Source organism: Mesorhizobium monacense (genome assembly GCF_056781675.1).
The window spans coordinates 257,974-273,175 of record NZ_JBXAYW010000001.1; the positions used below are offsets into that span (position 1 = coordinate 257,974).

The window sequence follows — 15,202 nt, forward strand, 5'->3', positions numbered from 1 at the left end:
ATCGCCAAAATCATTCACGCCCTACGGACGGCATGCGGCGATACTTTGCCCCAGCGAGTCGTGACTATCATCGTGTCGATGGTGCTCCGTTGCGCCGCAGGCGCGCCCGTCCATGATCACCCGGTTTCGATCGCGATCGCAGCGACCTTATGTGGCGTCGAGAGAGGCGGCCAATGGCGAAATATGCCAAGAGGGTTCGATCTTGCGAAACCCGTCCTTTGGGAGCAATCTTCAACAAGTCCGGCCATCGGCGGTGAAGAGCGGCGATGACCCAGCCGTATATCGAGGGAACCCGAGGGCCTTGCGAGGCGGCCTTCCGAGGAGGAGACAATGGTCGCACGAATGCTATTCGGTGGAGATCCTTTCCGCAACATACGCCGCCTCCAAGACGAAGTGAGCCGGCTGGAATTCCCGGCGGTGAACGTCTTCATAAACCAGGACGGCGTCATCATCACCGCCGAACTGCCTGGGGTAGCATCAGAAGACCTGAACATCTTGATTCACAGGGATTCCGTTACGCTCAGCGGAGAGCGGGACACTGAAACTGAGGAAGCTCAAGGATATCACCGGCGTGAGCGTCGTCGGGGCCGGTTTGTGCGGACCGTGTCATTGCCGTTTGTGGTCGACCCGAACAAGGTTGAAGCGGATCTTGTCAATGGCGTGCTGAATCTGGATCTTCCTCGGGCTGACGAGGACAAGCCCAGACGCATTAATGTGAAGGCGAGCGAGGGGGCGGGTCATGGCTAAGCGAGAGACCACGAAAGGAACGAAGGGCGAGAGCAAGCAGCAGTCTCAGGCCGCGCTGACTAGCCAACCGGAGCTGGAGGGCAAGCTGTCCGCGGAGCAGGATGCGGGCGAGCGGACCCATGAGGGGCCGGCCTTCGTACCACGGGTTGATATCTACGAGACCGAAACAGGTCTTGTCGTCGTGGCGGATCTGCCCGGCGTGAGCCCGGAGGGTTTGGAGGTCACGTTGGAGAAGCGGGTGCTGTCGATCTATGGCCGCGTCGAAGAGGACGCCCCCGAGAGCTACAGCCAGGCCTATCGCGAGTACGCGGTCGGCGATTTCGAGCGGCAGTTCACTCTCTCAGGGGATTTCGACATCGATGGAATTGAGGCGAACTTGAAATACGGTGTGCTTCACCTCGCCATCCCGAGAGCTCCGGAGGCAGCGGCAAAGCGGATCGAGGTGAAATCGGTTTCCTGACGGTCGAAAGGCTTGCGCACACGCCGCGCTCGCCAGCGGTTCGCAGAGCCAACTCGATGAGCGAAGCGATATATTTTGTAATGTCATCGATTTGCTGTTGCGAAGCATCGAATACCGGCATCCCGGGATGCCCGTATCGATTGTCCCTATGAGTGTCTCTTCTGTTGTCGGAGGGATATCGTGAACGTCCTGATTGTCTATGGAACGACCGAAGGGCAGACGCGGAAAATTGCCGCATGGACGGCAACGCATATTCGCGAGCGCGGGCACCAGGTCGAGCTGCATGATAGCGCAGCGCTCGAATCCGATTTGAAACTTGGAGCCTTCCACGCGTTCATTATTGCCGCGTCGGTCCACCATGAGCACCACCAAGACACCATCACAAACTTCGTGTTCGCGCATCACGAGCTGCTGAACACTAAGCCTTCAGCCCTCATATCCGTCAGTCTGTCGGCCGTGCTGGAAGACGAAAAAACAGAAGCGCAAAAGTACGTGGATCGCTTTGTCTCTGTGGTGGGGTGGCAACCACGCATGACCCTCCTTCTCGGGGGTGCTTTGCGCTTCACCGAATACGACTACTTCCAAGAGCAGGTCGTCAAATTCATCGTCATGAAGCGCAGCGGCGCTCCGAGCCCCGAGCGCGATCGCGAGTTCACTGACTGGAACGCCCTCGCCGACTTCGTTAACCGACTTCTTGAGACGGCCGGCCTAGATGAGGAAGTGCCAGATTCGATTTAGTGCTCGCCGTCCCTCACTTCACGAGTTTTCCGCTCGTGCGGTGGCCTTTAGAGTTGATAACACCCCCGGGAGGCCTTCAACGTTTCGTCTCTGTCTTCTCCGCCATCCGAAATCTCTTCGTTCCACCCCGCTCACAACGCTCTCTGCATGCCACATCCATCTTCATCGCCTGAAAGCAATGGCGGAATGGAAAGCCGTGACTGTTGCGGTTTCTCCAACGCGCTCGGGAGCCAAGAATCCCCCCAACGATAGTGCTGACCCGACATCAACGCCCTGACCGGACTGATTGAAGGAGAGTTCAGCGGTTCCGCCGAATTTCCAGAATGGTTGCAGGTGACGCAATCCGAACTGGCCGAGTGGCTACGGGGAGCACCAAGACGCAAGTCGCGGTACTTTCTGGATATGGCAAATCTGGCAAGCTACGAACTGTTGCCCCATGCCCGCAACGATCCGCGCGGGCAGTTCGAGGCCCAACAATCATCAGCGGCTGACGGCAACTGATACTAGCCGAGGTTCGGTGACGCGGATCCAGCGCGCGGCTGGGGACAAGAAGTCGGGCATTCCCCCAGCTACCCGCCCCTGCCGTGGCGAGGGCATCGCTGGAGGCTCTGAAAATTGTACATGGGAGGTCTTGGCGAGGATGAGGCGATTGATGCTGCGATCGACCAATACGGCAAAGACCGGACGACGTCGGTTGCGTATTGTGCGTTCGAGACGCTTGGCGATCGAGGTGGACCCGAGCATCGGTTTTGGTTCGACTTGTTTCTAAAGCTTGCAAAATCGGATCACGTAGGTTGGGCGTAGGACCCAGCCTCAGTTCTCCGCGTTCCCTTGCTCCCCACAAACCAAACAGTCTGCTTGCCATGTGGGAATCCCAGCGCCCCATTTGGTGCTGCCCGGGCGTTCGCGAAAGTGCTCGAGTAATCAGTACCGCGGGGTGCCGTCGTTGGTAGTGACGCGATGCTGCGCGTTAAGGTCAAGCGGCACTTCGGGGTAGATCGGTGAGGCTAAAGCCTCTCGCTTGCGTCGCCACTAAGCCAGGGCCCGCGTCACTGATGAGCGCACCCATCGCGGCGAGGTGCTCGGTGAAGCCATCAACGAACCGCCTGACCTTCAATGGAATGAAGCGGTTCGACGGATAGACCGCATGTACGTGGTGCGGTGCGTAGTGCCAATCTGGTAGCACATACTCGAGCTGCTCTTGGGCGACGAGCGGGTCGAGTATCACCTTGTGCCCGAGGCCGATGCCGAGCCCAGACAGCAGTGCCTGCTGGTTAAGGAGCGAATTGTTGGAGCACATGGCCGGCCGGATCCGCACGTCGGCCTTTTCGCCGCCTGGGCCGGTGAGCGGCACAATCTCCCGCGTCGTGATGTGGGCGTAAAGCAGGTAGTCATGCTCGGCAAGATCCTCTGGGCGCCGCGGCCGGCCCATCCGGTCGAGATAGTCCGGCGTTGCCGCGAGACGTCGCTCCATCACACCCAACTTGCGCACGATCAGCCGATCGTCATCGATGGTCCCCATGCGGATCACAACGTCGAGCCTCTCCGCGATCACGTCGACGAAACTGTCTGTCAGCGCCACGTCGAGTATCAGTTCCGGATAGGTGCGCTTGAACTCGATCAGGTAGTTGCCGAGCACACCGGCGCCGAAGCTGGCCGGCGCGCCGACCGCAAGACGTCCGCACATCTTTGATTCGAGGCAGCCGACGCTGCGGTCCGCCTCATCGATGCGCTCGATGATATCGCGGGCACGCTCCAGATAGCGGCGGCCGGCTTCCGTCGGAGAAACATACCGGGTCGTACGGTCAAAGAGCCGGACGCCGAGGCGCTTTTCCAGTGCGCGGATCTGCTGGCTGACGGCCGGCTGGCTCAAGCCCAGTTCGCGTGCCGCTGCCGAGAAGCTGCCGGTCTCGGAGGCGCGTATGAAGCTGGTCAGCTCGGTTAGGCGGTCCATGATGCAACTCCCTGTCGTGATTGATAAGCAAAAGTAATAGCCGATATAAGAAGCCGGCAAGTTCAAAAAGCTGAACCTACGAAGTAGACCCGTCTTGCTCTGTCCCGGAGCCTCTACGATCCCCAACCGGAGATGTTGCCATGACGCTTTCCCGCCGCAATTTTCTCGCCAGTGCCGGCCTGGCCGGCGGCGCCCTTCTAGCCGGCGCCTCCGTTCCGGCACTGGCCCGCGCGCCGCTGGCTAATGCTCCCACCGTCGGCGCGCTGCGCCGGAAGGTGGGTTCGATCGAGGTCACGGCGCTGCTGGACGGCTATATCGACATCAAATCGGAGCTTTTCATCGGGCTCGTCGACGCCGAAGCGGAGCGCCTGGCGGAGGCCAGCTTTAACAAGCCCGGACCGCGCCGCACCCCGGTCAATGCCTATCTCGTCAATCTCGGCGACCGGCTGGTACTCATCGACGCCGGTATGTCGGAAAGCAAGGGGCCGGCGTCGCCGCACCCCGGTCAATGCCTATCTCGTCAATCTCGGCGACCGGCTGGTACTCATCGACGCCGGTATGTCGGAAAGCAAGGGGCCGGCGCTCGGCCGTCTTCCCGCGGCTTTGCAGGCTGCCGGCGTTGCTCCCGACCAGGTTGACACCTTGCTGATCACCCACATGCATCCCGACCATATCAACGGCGTGCTGACCTCCGCCGGAGAGGCGCTATTTCCCAATGCCGAGCTCGTCGTCACCGCCGCCGACTACGCCTTCTGGCACGACGACGCGAACATGAACCAGGCGCCGGACGAGGCGAAGCCGTTCTTCATCGGGGCACGCAAGGCTGCCGCCGCTTATGCGGACCGCATGCGGCAAGTGGACGGTGAGCGCGAGGCGGTCGGCTCGATCCGCACCGTGCCGTTGCCCGGCCACACGCCCGGCCATGCCGGCTTCATCGTCGAATCGGACGGCGAGGCGCTGTTCATCTGGGGCGATGTCGTGCATATGGCGACCTATCAGTTCGCCCGCCCGGACTGGAGCATTGCGTTCGATGTCGATTCCAAACTGGCCGCCGAAACGCGCAAGCGGACGCTCGACCGGGTCGCTGCCGACCGGATGCTGATCGCCGGGATGCATTTGCCATTCCCCGGTTTCGGACATGTCGCGCGCGACGGCCAAGCCTATCGCTTCGTGCCGGCCGAATGGGTCTATGAACTGTAGCGGCAGAAGTCAGCGCTTGAAGCGACGCGTGTGTGTCAAAGCGTGAGATGCGAGCCCACCAGCAAATTAGAAATGCGACAGTCAGGCTCTGCGGGCTCCGACGCGAGCACCCGACCGGGCGATAGCTGGCCAGGGTTGCGAAGCCCGGTCGGGTGCGGCTTAGTAAAACGCTACGCTGCCGGTGGCGTCCGGTAATGGCGCGCGGCCCGCAGCCGGGCCATTCGTGAAAGAAGGGGGAAAGGGCGGATCGGCCCCCTCTCCCCTGCAAGGGGAAAATCGGTCTCCCCGTCCTTCCTCGCGCGGCCGCGGCCGCTCATCGTGCAGGATCGACGCGGATCCGCGTCGCCCCTTTCGGCTTTGCCTCTGGCGGGTGATTCCCCTCCGATTTGTCCCCTTGCCCCGCCGGCCGAATATTTTACCGGCGCCGTGCGGATCGACCCGCTCTTCCAGGCCCCTGAGCCCGCACGCGTCCGCGAACGCCAGTTTCACGTTCGAGCCGGGCGCCCGCACCGCCTGGCACACCAACCCGCTCGGTCAGACTCTGATCGTCACGACCGGCCTCGGCTGGTGGCCAGCGAAGGTGGACATGCGGCCGGGTTCCGCCTGGCGTGAAGCATTGGCATGGCGTGACCCCCACTACGGCAATGTCGCATATCGCTATTCGGGAATCCCTTGATGGCAAGGCCGTCGAGTGGATGGAGAAAGTCAGCGACGAACAATACCGCCGCTGAACGTTTCCGGGGCCGCAGCGTCTCGCACTTGGCGAAGTCTTGCGGTGTCGAGCTCTACAGTAGTGACAGGCAGCTGCCAACTCACCCCAGCCAATACCTCGGCCCCGGCCCCTTGCGTCCTGCCATATCGGCAGGGTTCGCAAGGCTACACCGGTTGATCGACAGGCAGCCGCAACCGATGCACTCGGTAAGCCCGGACCTCAGGCGCTGCAACTCGGCGATGCGCTGGTCAATGCGCTTGGTCCACTGGCCCGATAACCGCGACCAATCCCGACGCGACGGCACGCGATCGGCCGGCAACTTGGCAAGCTCGGCGCCGATCTCCTCGAGCGTCAGCCCAATGCGCTGCGCGAAGACGATGAAGGCGATCCGGCGCAGCACGGATCGCGGATAGCGTCTGTGTCCCGAGCCCGCCCGCTCGGACGCGATCAGCCCGCGCTCCTCGTAGAAACGCAGGGCCGATGAGGCGACGCCGCTGCGCCGCGACACGTCGGTGATGGTCAGCATGGAATCCATGCATGAACGAAAGCACAATTCCCACTTGACTTCAAGTTGACTTGAACTTGTAGCAACGGGCCGTAGGGATTGAAGGAGCACCGGCAATGCAGACGAATATCGATTTTCAGGGACTTCGCGTAGCGGTCACGGGCGGCACGTCCGGCCTGGGACTGGCGCTTGTGCGGCAGCTTACCGCGATGAATGCGTGTGTCGCCTTCGTCGCCCGCACCGCCGCGAATGTCGAACGCATCGCTGACGAGACGGGCGCGCACGGCATTGTCGGTGACGTAGGCAAGAAGGACGACATCTACCCGATCGCGTTGCAGGTCACTGCCAGCCTCGGCGGAGTCAATGTCCTGATCAACAATGCTTCGAGCCTCGGCCCTGTCCCTCTGGCGCTCCTTGCCGACACCGAGTGCGAGGAGCTGGAAGTGGCTCTCGCGGTCAACGTCGTCGGCGCGTTCCGGCTAACGAAAGCCCTGTTCGGTGCGCTTGCCGCGTCCGCACGCGGGGGCCGTGGCGCGCTGGTGATCAACATCTCCAGCGACGCGGCGGTGAGCGCCTATCCCGGCTGGGGCGCGTATGGCGCGAGCAAGGCCGCTCTTGCCCATCTGACGGCGATTTGGGACGAGGAGGCGAAGGCTGACGGCATACGGCTCCTCGCGCTCGACCCTGGCGATATGGACACCCCGCTGCATGCGCTCGCGGTCCCTGATGCCGATCCGGCGACCTTGAAGCGCCCCGAACTGGCTGCTGCCGAGATCATCGAAAAGATGCTCGACGCGTTGCCCGTCCGCGCAACGCTTCTCGCCGGGGCGCATGGATGATTGCCGCCGACCGTCCCGATCGGCGCTCCGCCAGGCTGTTGGTCATAGAGGCGAACGGCACGATGAGTGACCTGCCGCGCGCTGGACTTGCGACGCTATTCGATCCCGGCGACCTGGTCGTCGCCAATGACGCCGCGACCCTGCCTGCCAGCTTGCACGGCACGCATGTCCCCAGCGACGAGGCGATCGAGATCCGCCTGGCAGGCTGGCTGTCACTTCCCGATCCAACCCACTTCGTGGCGATTGCCTTCGGCGCGGGCGATCACCGCACGCGCACGGAAGACCGGCTGCCTCCGCCTCCGCTGTCACCAGGCGATCGCCTCCGGCTCGGCCCGCTTGAAGCCGTCGTCGAGCGCCTTCTCGACCATCCTCGCCTTCTCGAGTTGCACTTCCCAGGCAACCCCGCAGCGGTGCTTGCAGGACTGGCGCAGCACGGCCGGCCGATCCAATACGCGCATGTTCCCGAGCCGTTGGCACTGTGGGATGTTTGGACGAAGATTGCCGCCGGGCCGGTCGCGTTCGAGGCGCCATCGGCAGGCTTTGCGCTTGACTGGATCACGCTTCAAGCCTGGCGTCGGCGCGACGTCGGCTTCGCAACACTCACGCATGCCGCGGGCGTCTCTTCCACCGGCGATCGCGCGCTCGACTTGCGCCTTCCCTTCGACGAGCCGTACCGCATCCCTGAGCGCACCGGGGCGCAGGTCGCGCGGGCGAAGGTCCGCGGCAGCCGCATCGTCGCGATCGGCACGAGCGTAGTGCGCGCGCTCGAGGCCGCCGCCAATCCCGATAGCAGTGTGCGTGCCGGAAATGGCATTGCGACAGGGCGCATCGCGCGAGGCACGCTGCTTCGCGTGGTCGACGCGGTTCTCACAGGCGTCCACCAGCCCGGCGAAAGCCATTTCGAGCTCCTGCGCGCCTTTGCCGACGATGCTCTGCTCGCCAAGGCCTCCGCAGCCTTCACCGCGTACCGATACCACACGCATGAATTCGGCGATTCCATGCTGCTCAATCGCCAACCGCTGCTGCTATAACGCGAACAGAACCGGGCCGAGGTGCTCGAGACGAAGGCTCTACTCGAGGCGTGCTATGATGTCGGCAGGATCGGTGGCATTTCGGGCGCTCGGCGCGCGAGGAAGCGGAGCTATGTTGCAGTGGACCAAGAGTCGGAATTGACCCGTAGTCGGACGTTCCAGGCCCAAATTTTCTCCCAGCGGAATTCACCGCTTTGACCCAAACTGGAAACTGGAGTGACTAGAGGGCATCGCGTTGAAAGTACGCCAAACAACGCTAATGGAGAACAAACGGTGATCTGATTTCGTTCGGCGAACGAGCAGGGAGCGCCAGAAGCCGAGGTGTGCATTCTAGGCCGGAAAGCCAAAAATCATAGCGATAGCTGACGTTGCGGGTTTGGAGCGCGTCTGCTTCTTTGTATCCAGACTTGTAGGCGAACCGCCGTCCATAATCTTTGATGTTACGGCGCATCCCTATCGTCTGGTTGAGGAGCATGCGGGCTAGGTAATCCCCGAGCGGCCTTGCCATTGAATTGGTCAGGTGAACCGGGGCGGTCCAGATATAGTGCTCCGGTGTGCTCCGGTGTCAGACTCCTGCCTACTTCCTTGTAGTACATGGCATATCCCAGCTTGCGGCCCACTGTCATGGCTGCCTCGCGAAATTCTTCCGACGCGCGGCCAGGGGCACATCCCTCAGGTACTCTCTAAGCGACGACCCAGTGCCAGGGGTCGCCTCACTCGTCAGCCGGTTTCCGCAGGCGAATTGTCGATCCGCAGGCTGCATCCGCCAAATGCTGTATTCAGGTTGCCATTCGAGGCGTTGAAGCTTCACCCCAGGTTTCAATCAGCATCCGCATGAACCTCTCGGCGGGCGGCGAGAGCGATGCGCCGCGTCGACGCACGACCCCGATCGTGCGCGAGATTTCGGGATCGCGGATGGGCCTTGTGACCAGGAACGGATGGTCGCCCTGCGGGGTCGCCATGCGCGGCAGGACCGATATCCCGAGACCGGCTTCGACCAGACCGAGTGACGTCGAGAGATGCGTCACTTCATAGGACCAGCGCAGCGCGAGGTTCGACTTCGTCAGCGCGGCATCCAAGAGGATCCGGTTCGCGCTCGACCGATGGACGGTGATGAGCTGGTAGGGGACGAGATCCTGCCAGGTCAGGACATCCCTTGATGCCAGCGGATGCTCCTTTCGTGCGGCGAGAACGAAGGGGTCCTCGATCAGACGATCGAAGGTCAGGTCGGGATCGGACGAACCCATGATGTTGACCCCGAATTCGACCTCCCCGCGCGCGACCGCCTGAAGCCCGTCGGTCGCCGGAAGGTCGAGAATCCGGAAGCGGATGTTGGGGTACTGCGCATCGAACTGCCGGATCACTGAGGGCAGGAAGTAATAAGCCGCCGTCGGCAAGCAGGCGATGGTGACAAGACCGCCTCGCCGCTCCCCCAGCTCGCGGAAGGCGAAGAGCGAACCGTCAAACTCCTCCAGCATCCGGCGCACCAGCGGGACCAGTTCCCCGCCGACGGCGGTGGGCGCCACATGGCGCGTCGTCCGCTCCAAGAGGGGGGCGCCGATGGAGCCTTCGAGTTTCTGAATGCGACGACTCAGCGCCGGCTGCGAGAGATTGAGCGACTCCGCTGCGCGGTGGAAGCTCGCGAGCTCCACGACGAGTAGAAAGGCGCGGAGGTCCAGGATTTCACAGTTGATGTTCATAACGCATCAAAAGCTCCGATTTTAGCATTTCTCATATTAATCGGATTCGCGTAACAAACAAGATGATTGAACCACGGAGCGCATGAAAGGGAGGATGTCGCACGATGAACGATCTGATCCGCATTCCGTGCGCTCTGATGCGCGGCGGCACGTCCAAGGGGCCCTTCTTCCTCGCCTCCGATCTACCGTCCGATCCAGCCTTTCGTGACCAGATTCTGCTCTCGGTCATGGGGTCAGGGCATCCGCTGCAGATCGACGGCATTGGCGGCGGCAATCCGGTCACAAGCAAGGTGGCCATCGTGGGGCCCGCAAGCATCAAGGGCGCGGACGTCGATTATCTTTTCGCACAGGTGCGCGTCGACCAGCAGATCGTCGACATCTCCCCCAACTGCGGCAACATGCTTGCGGCCGTCGGCCCCTTCGCCATCGAAGCGGGGCTTGTGCCGGTGCAGGGTCCTACGACGCTCATCCGGATTCACAACGTCAACACCGGAAAGCTGATCGAGGCAGAAGTCCCGACGCCCAACGGTAGCGTCTCCTATCTCGGCGACGCGGCGATCGACGGCGTTCCAGGCAGCGCGGCGCCGATTGCGCTTACGTTCATGGATGCCGCAGGCGCCCGCACGGGCCAGCTATTTCCCACAGGCAAACCGAACGAGGTCATCGACGGCGTCAGCGTCACTTGCATCGACTGCGCCATGCCAATGATACTCCTCGAGGCTGAGGCCATCGGCGTCAGCGGATTCGAGACCGCCGCCGAACTCAACGGAAACAAGGCGCTGTTGGAACGGCTCGAGAGCCTGCGCATCGCCGCCGGTGAGCGAATGGGTATGGGTGATGTCAGCAACCAGGTGACACCGAAGCCGGTGCTGATTTCCCGGCCAAGGGCAGACGGCGACATCAATGTGCGCTATTTCATGCCGCACGAGTGCCATCCCTCGCTTGCCACGACAGGTGCTGTTGGGATTGCGATGGCCTGCATCACCGAAAATACGGTGGGATCCCGCTTGATCGGCACTCGCAAACCACCGGTGGTCCTGTCGATCGAGCACCCGAGCGGCCATCTCGATGTCAAGCTTCAGGACAGGAACGGCAAGATCGTCGCGAGCATCCTGCGCACCGCCCGCCGCCTATTCGAAGGACATGTGTTCGCAAAACCTGTCGCGCAGTTCGTCTGCGCGGCATAATGACCGTGGCCGCCGGGAGGGCGCCACATAACCTGGAGGAAAATCATGCGTAAGCTCATGCTTGCCCTTGCGGCAACCGTTGCCTTTGCAGGCTCCGCCCTGGCGGAACCCGTGCGCATCAGCGTCGGTTCCTACAACCTCAACAACCTGCCTTTCCCGGTCGCAGCCGGCCTCGGCCTTTATGAGAAGGAGGGTCTGGAGATCACCGTCGAGAACTTCGCGTCGGGTGGCTCGAAGACCCTTCAGGCGCTTGTGGCTGGCTCGACGGATATCGCCGTTGGCTTTTACGATCACACGATCCAGATGCAGTCGCAGAACAAGGCGGTCGTCGCATTCATCCAGCTCGCCCGCAATTCGGGCCTCGTTCTGGCCGGCGGCAAGGATAGCACCTTCGACCCGTCTAAGCCGGAAACGATCAAAGGCGCGAAAATCGGCATCACATCGCCTGGTTCCTCGTCCGACTTCTTTGTCCGCTACTATCTGCAGCGGAACGGCCTGTCGGCCGACGACGTGTCGCTGATCGGCGTCGGCTCCGGCTCTGCTGCTGTCGCAGCCCTCGAACAGGGCAAGGTCGACCTGCTCGTCAACTACGACCCGGCGGCCACTTTCATCGAAGCAAAGGGCGTGGGCAAGATCCTGATTGACGCACGCAGCGACGAAGGTGCCAAGGAAATCTACGGCGGCATCTATCCGACGTCGGTTCTCTACGCCACCCAGGACTACATCGACGCCAATCCGGAAACGGTCCAGAAGGTCACCAACGCAACGGTAAAGGCGCTCGAATGGATGGACAGCCATTCGGCCGAAGAAATCGTCGAAAAACTGCCAAAGGAATTCATCTCCGGCGACCGCGAGACCTACATCAGGGCCGTCGAAAACGCCAAGGCGATCTTCTCGACGGATGGCCTCATCAGCGAGGAGAACGTCAAAACCCCACTCGCGGTTCTGAAAAGCTTCAACGAAAAGGTCGCGGCGGCTGAAATCGACCTTTCCAAGACCTACACGAACGACTTCGTTAGCAAGGCGCCGCGCGACGTCGCCAACTGACAAGGAGGAAGTCATGGCACTGGCCGTAGTGAAGTTGGCAACAACGATGATGAGCCCGGACAAACCAAGGCCGATGGTGTCGATCAATTCGGTCACCATGTCCTTTGGCTCCTTCATCGCCGTCCAGAATGTCAACCTGACTGTTGCGGATGGCGAGTTTCTGGCCATCGTCGGTCCGACGGGGTGCGGCAAGAGTACCATCCTCAACGCCATCGCCGGACTTCTGAAGCCGGCGAGCGGCACTGTCTCGATCGACGGAGCGCCGGTGCATGGCGTCCAGAACAACATCGGCTATCTTTTCCAGCAGGATGCGCTCCTTCCGTGGAAGACGGCACTCGAAAATGTCGAGCTCGGACCGATGTTCAAGGGTACAAGCGCAGGCGAAAGGCGCGAACAGTCCATGAAATGGCTCGCCAAGGTGGGCTTGAAAGGCTTCGAGCATCGCTACCCGCACCAGCTTTCGGGCGGCCAGCGCAAGCGTGTTCAGATGGCGCAGGCGTTGATTACCGGCCCGAAGGTGATCCTGATGGACGAGCCCTTCTCGGCGCTCGACATCCACACCCGCCACCTGATGCAGAACGAGCTGCTCGCGCTCTGGCAGGAGGAGCGCCGCGCGGTGGTGATGATCACCCACGATCTCGAAGAGGCGATCGCGCTCGGCGACCGCGTGGTCGTCCTCGCTGCGGGGCCGCGCAGTCACGTGATCGACAGCTTCCCCGTCGATCTCGCCCGACCGCGCGACGTCGCGGAAATCAAGCTCGATCCGCGCTTCATGGATCTTTACCGCAATATCTGGTCGTCCCTGCGCGGCGAAGTGGAGAAAAGCTATGAACGCCATGACTGAACGCATGATCCAGCTGGGACTGCTGGTCGTCATTGTCGGCGGGTGGCAGCTCGGCGTGGAAGCTGGAGTGATCGATGTCTTCTTCTTCCCTGCCCCCTTCGACATCATGAAGCAGATCGTGGCCTGGATCATCGACCCAGGCTTCTACAGGCACGTCTCGATCACGCTCACCGAGACGGTGCTCGGATACGTGATTGGTACCGCCCTCGGCGTGGCGGCCGGCGTCTGGCTAGGGCTTAGCCGTGGCGCCTATCGCATCCTCGACCCGTTCATAAAGGCGCTGAACGCCATCCCCCGCGTGGTGCTCGCTCCAATCTTTGTGCTCTGGCTCGGCCTCGGGCTGTGGTCGAAGGTGGCGCTATCGGTGACGCTGGTGTTCTTCATCACCTTCTTCAACGCCATGCAGGGCGTGCGGGAAGTCAACCCGGTGGTGCTGGCGAACGCGCGGATCCTCGGCGCCAAGCGCTCAAGCCTGCTGACCCACGTCTACTTCCCGGCCGCGGCCAGCTGGATCCTATCGTCGCTGCGCACCTCGGTCGGCTTCGCGGTAGTCGGCGCGATCATCGGCGAATACCTTGGCGCCTCCGCCGGCCTTGGCTATCTGATTGCCCAGGCAGAAGGCAACTTCGATGCGGTCGGCGTCTTCGCCGGCATAATGATCCTCGCGATGTTCGTGCTGATCATCGACCGCATCCTCGACATCGCCGAGGCCCGTCTGATCAAGTGGAGCCCGCATTCGACCGAGGGCCGGGCCACCTGACGGGTGCCGACGGCCGGTCGGCAATGATGCCGGCCGGCGACCAAGGTGACGACGGAACTGAGGCTAGCCGGGCGCTTGTTGCCGCGAGCGTCTGAGCCTAACGTGATCGCTCCATCGACCTCGGCAAATTCGTAAATTGAGTGCCCATCAGGTCAAACGACCGAACCACGCCTCGGTAATTGGGGAGAACGACTATGCACCTCAACGGCATGCTTTATGGGTCGAGGCTGCTCGGCCACGTCGACTTCCCCGCGTCCGAGGTGCACGGGCCCGACGCTGGCGAAGACGCGATCCAGGACCTGATCGCCCGCCACGGCCTGATCTTCGTCAAGCCGGTCTTCCGGGGCGGCGTCGGCAAGAAGGGCAAGGCGGGATTAATCGGCAAGGCGCGGGACCTCAAGACCGCGCTCGCCGAAAAGGAGCGGCTCTACTTCGCCGAGCACCGCCATGGCAACGCCTTCGCCAAGGCGAACGGCGTGACCTTCGAGGCCGGTATTCCCGCCGAGCACGAGGTCTATTTCGCCATCACCGACGACACGCATTTCCGCGCGCCGACCATGACGCTGACCCACCGCGGCGGCGTGGAAATCGAGGATCTCGATAAGTCCGACATCGCCACCATGCCCTTCGAGGCGCTCACGGGGCTCAAGGCCTTCGTGGTGGCGAACGCGCTGACGGACATTGGCGCGCCGCGGGAGATCATCTCGCCGCTGGTGCAGCACCTGCCGAAGCTCTGGGAGCTGATGCACCACTACGGTATGACGACGTTGGAGTTGAACCCGATCCGCATGCGTCCCGGGCGCGACGGGCGGTTGACGCCGGTGGCCTGCGACTTCAAGTGCGGCTTCGACCGCGACGATCCGCGCGTGGGTCGGCTCGGGCTGCCGGTCCAGCTGTTCGCGGCAGACATCTCTGCCTTCGAGCAGGAGGTGAACCAACTCCGCACCCACCAGGGCCAGTCGGACGTCTTCGTGATGAACGAGAGCGGCACCATCCTTGCCCCGACCTTCGGCGGCGGCGCCAACAGCCTCGTCACCGAGGTGCTGGGCGAGGCGGCGATTATCTCGTCGGACTTCGGCGGCAACCCGCCCTACGAGAAGATGAAGGCGGTGGCCTCGATCTGCTACCGGCACTTCCTCGCCCAGACCAACGTGCTCTTCATCATCGGCGGCAAGTCGAACAACACCGACATCCTCGAGACCTTCCGCGGCATGGGCGACGCGCTGCGCGAATATTTCGCCGCGCACGGGCCGACGCCGCTCTACGTCGTCGTAGGACGCGGCGGTCCGAACCTGGTGCGCGGTATGGGCAACCTCGCCGAGACGCTGGAGTCCCTCGGCCTGCCCTACCGCTTCTTCGGCTTCGACAGCGCGATCTCCGAGGTCGTGAACTACGCCAAGCGCGTCGACACGTGGATGCGCTCCGGCGGCCGCGACGAGATCGCCGCTACCCTGGGGCTCAAGGCCGCGGCGGCCTGA

At 62.5% G+C, this 15,202-nt stretch carries 16 protein-coding genes and 2 pseudogenes; 15 read left to right on the forward strand and 3 right to left on the reverse strand.

The window, feature by feature from the left end; all coding sequences use genetic code 11:
• The first annotated feature begins 330 nt into the window (after positions 1–330).
• The 5 genes and pseudogenes from AC1RUK_RS34265 to AC1RUK_RS34480 all read left to right on the forward strand — a co-directional run bounded on the left by AC1RUK_RS34265 (position 331) and on the right by AC1RUK_RS34480 (position 2,749).
• Positions 331–747 carry an Hsp20/alpha crystallin family protein gene (locus AC1RUK_RS34265; protein ID WP_481840413.1) on the forward strand — a complete coding sequence of 139 codons (417 nt, stop codon included), beginning with the start codon at positions 331–333 and terminating at the stop codon, positions 745–747.
• Positions 740–1,207 carry an Hsp20/alpha crystallin family protein gene (locus tag AC1RUK_RS34270; RefSeq protein WP_481840414.1) on the forward strand — a complete coding sequence of 156 codons (468 nt, stop codon included), beginning with the start codon at positions 740–742 and terminating at the stop codon, positions 1,205–1,207. The genes AC1RUK_RS34265 and AC1RUK_RS34270 overlap by 8 nt, the downstream gene beginning before the upstream one ends.
• Before the next feature lie 180 nt (positions 1,208–1,387).
• Complete coding sequence (locus AC1RUK_RS34275; protein ID WP_481840415.1) at positions 1,388–1,945, forward strand: flavodoxin domain-containing protein; 558 nt, start codon at positions 1,388–1,390, stop codon at positions 1,943–1,945.
• 68 nt (positions 1,946–2,013) lie between these two features.
• A pseudogene (locus AC1RUK_RS34280) lies at positions 2,014–2,159 on the forward strand (IS6 family transposase); the annotation flags it as partial.
• A 407-nt stretch (positions 2,160–2,566) separates the two neighbouring features.
• Positions 2,567–2,749: a Y4oE-related protein gene (locus tag AC1RUK_RS34480; protein ID WP_488656674.1), complete on the forward strand. Its 183-nt coding sequence runs from the start codon at positions 2,567–2,569 to the stop codon at positions 2,747–2,749.
• Between the two features lie 172 nt (positions 2,750–2,921).
• Here the strand turns inward: AC1RUK_RS34480 and AC1RUK_RS34285 are convergent, their stop codons facing one another.
• Entirely contained in the window at positions 2,922–3,899 is a 978-nt protein-coding gene (locus AC1RUK_RS34285; RefSeq protein ID WP_481840416.1) for a LysR family transcriptional regulator, read from the reverse strand.
• 140 nt (positions 3,900–4,039) lie between these two features.
• Here AC1RUK_RS34285 and AC1RUK_RS34290 point away from each other — a divergent pair, with 140 nt between their 5' ends.
• From AC1RUK_RS34290 to AC1RUK_RS34300, 3 genes and pseudogenes are all read left to right on the forward strand, one after another.
• Positions 4,040–4,537, forward strand: coding sequence for a twin-arginine translocation signal domain-containing protein (locus AC1RUK_RS34290; protein ID WP_481840579.1), 498 nt, complete (start codon positions 4,040–4,042; stop codon positions 4,535–4,537).
• Entirely contained in the window at positions 4,446–5,099 is a 654-nt protein-coding gene (locus tag AC1RUK_RS34295; protein WP_481840576.1) for an MBL fold metallo-hydrolase, read from the forward strand. Before AC1RUK_RS34290 ends, AC1RUK_RS34295 begins: the two co-directional genes overlap by 92 nt.
• A 363-nt stretch (positions 5,100–5,462) precedes the next feature.
• A pseudogene (locus tag AC1RUK_RS34300) lies at positions 5,463–5,830 on the forward strand ((R)-mandelonitrile lyase).
• A gap of 81 nt (positions 5,831–5,911) precedes the next feature.
• Here AC1RUK_RS34300 and soxR read toward each other — a convergent pair.
• On the reverse strand, positions 5,912–6,346 hold the full coding sequence (gene soxR / locus AC1RUK_RS34305) for a redox-sensitive transcriptional activator SoxR (protein WP_481840417.1): 435 nt from the start codon (positions 6,344–6,346) through the stop codon (positions 5,912–5,914).
• An 86-nt stretch (positions 6,347–6,432) separates the two neighbouring features.
• On the opposite strand from soxR, the gene AC1RUK_RS34310 reads away from it, so the two are divergent.
• Both AC1RUK_RS34310 and AC1RUK_RS34315 read left to right on the forward strand, forming a co-directional pair.
• Positions 6,433–7,155: an SDR family NAD(P)-dependent oxidoreductase gene (locus AC1RUK_RS34310; protein ID WP_481840418.1), complete on the forward strand. Its 723-nt coding sequence runs from the start codon at positions 6,433–6,435 to the stop codon at positions 7,153–7,155.
• Complete coding sequence (locus tag AC1RUK_RS34315; RefSeq protein ID WP_481840419.1) at positions 7,152–8,186, forward strand: S-adenosylmethionine:tRNA ribosyltransferase-isomerase; 1,035 nt, start codon at positions 7,152–7,154, stop codon at positions 8,184–8,186. The genes AC1RUK_RS34310 and AC1RUK_RS34315 overlap by 4 nt, the downstream gene beginning before the upstream one ends.
• Before the next feature lie 779 nt (positions 8,187–8,965).
• On the opposite strand, the gene AC1RUK_RS34320 is transcribed toward AC1RUK_RS34315, so the two are convergent.
• Complete coding sequence (locus AC1RUK_RS34320; RefSeq protein ID WP_481840420.1) at positions 8,966–9,886, reverse strand: LysR family transcriptional regulator; 921 nt, start codon at positions 9,884–9,886, stop codon at positions 8,966–8,968.
• Positions 9,887–9,990: 104 nt separating this feature from the next.
• Between AC1RUK_RS34320 and AC1RUK_RS34325 the strand changes: the two genes are divergently transcribed.
• The 5 genes from AC1RUK_RS34325 (at position 9,991) to AC1RUK_RS34345 (ending at position 15,202) form a co-directional block, all read left to right on the forward strand.
• Positions 9,991–11,073 carry a 4-oxalomesaconate tautomerase gene (locus AC1RUK_RS34325; protein WP_481840421.1) on the forward strand — a complete coding sequence of 361 codons (1,083 nt, stop codon included), beginning with the start codon at positions 9,991–9,993 and terminating at the stop codon, positions 11,071–11,073.
• 45 nt (positions 11,074–11,118) lie between these two features.
• The gene (locus AC1RUK_RS34330) at positions 11,119–12,120 is read left to right on the forward strand and encodes an ABC transporter substrate-binding protein (RefSeq protein ID WP_481840422.1); all 1,002 of its coding nucleotides are present in this window, start codon (positions 11,119–11,121) and stop codon (positions 12,118–12,120) included.
• A 13-nt stretch (positions 12,121–12,133) separates the two neighbouring features.
• Positions 12,134–12,964 (forward strand): ABC transporter ATP-binding protein, encoded by an 831-nt coding sequence (locus tag AC1RUK_RS34335; protein ID WP_481840423.1) that lies wholly within the window; start codon positions 12,134–12,136, stop codon positions 12,962–12,964.
• Positions 12,948–13,724 (forward strand): ABC transporter permease, encoded by a 777-nt coding sequence (locus AC1RUK_RS34340; protein WP_481840424.1) that lies wholly within the window; start codon positions 12,948–12,950, stop codon positions 13,722–13,724. The genes AC1RUK_RS34335 and AC1RUK_RS34340 overlap by 17 nt, the downstream gene beginning before the upstream one ends.
• Positions 13,725–13,918: 194 nt before the next feature.
• Positions 13,919–15,202, forward strand: coding sequence for an ATP citrate lyase citrate-binding domain-containing protein (locus AC1RUK_RS34345; protein ID WP_481840425.1), 1,284 nt, complete (start codon positions 13,919–13,921; stop codon positions 15,200–15,202).

What these genes read in the sequence shown, in the direction of transcription:
- AC1RUK_RS34265 (WP_481840413.1), top strand. Translation starts at nt 331, where the DNA reads ATGGTCGCACGAATGCTATTCGGTGGAGATCCTTTCCGCAACATACGC.
- AC1RUK_RS34270 (WP_481840414.1), top strand. Translation starts at nt 740, where the DNA reads ATGGCTAAGCGAGAGACCACGAAAGGAACGAAGGGCGAGAGCAAGCAG.
- AC1RUK_RS34480 (WP_488656674.1), top strand. Translation starts at nt 2,567, where the DNA reads ATGGGAGGTCTTGGCGAGGATGAGGCGATTGATGCTGCGATCGACCAA.
- AC1RUK_RS34285 (WP_481840416.1), bottom strand. Translation starts at nt 3,899, where the DNA reads ATGGACCGCCTAACCGAGCTGACCAGCTTCATACGCGCCTCCGAGACC.
- AC1RUK_RS34290 (WP_481840579.1), top strand. Translation starts at nt 4,040, where the DNA reads ATGACGCTTTCCCGCCGCAATTTTCTCGCCAGTGCCGGCCTGGCCGGC.
- soxR (WP_481840417.1), bottom strand. Translation starts at nt 6,346, where the DNA reads ATGGATTCCATGCTGACCATCACCGACGTGTCGCGGCGCAGCGGCGTC.
- AC1RUK_RS34310 (WP_481840418.1), top strand. Translation starts at nt 6,433, where the DNA reads ATGCAGACGAATATCGATTTTCAGGGACTTCGCGTAGCGGTCACGGGC.
- AC1RUK_RS34315 (WP_481840419.1), top strand. Translation starts at nt 7,152, where the DNA reads ATGATTGCCGCCGACCGTCCCGATCGGCGCTCCGCCAGGCTGTTGGTC.
- AC1RUK_RS34320 (WP_481840420.1), bottom strand. Translation starts at nt 9,886, where the DNA reads ATGAACATCAACTGTGAAATCCTGGACCTCCGCGCCTTTCTACTCGTC.
- AC1RUK_RS34325 (WP_481840421.1), top strand. Translation starts at nt 9,991, where the DNA reads ATGAACGATCTGATCCGCATTCCGTGCGCTCTGATGCGCGGCGGCACG.
- AC1RUK_RS34330 (WP_481840422.1), top strand. Translation starts at nt 11,119, where the DNA reads ATGCGTAAGCTCATGCTTGCCCTTGCGGCAACCGTTGCCTTTGCAGGC.
- AC1RUK_RS34335 (WP_481840423.1), top strand. Translation starts at nt 12,134, where the DNA reads ATGGCACTGGCCGTAGTGAAGTTGGCAACAACGATGATGAGCCCGGAC.
- AC1RUK_RS34340 (WP_481840424.1), top strand. Translation starts at nt 12,948, where the DNA reads ATGAACGCCATGACTGAACGCATGATCCAGCTGGGACTGCTGGTCGTC.
- AC1RUK_RS34345 (WP_481840425.1), top strand. Translation starts at nt 13,919, where the DNA reads ATGCACCTCAACGGCATGCTTTATGGGTCGAGGCTGCTCGGCCACGTC.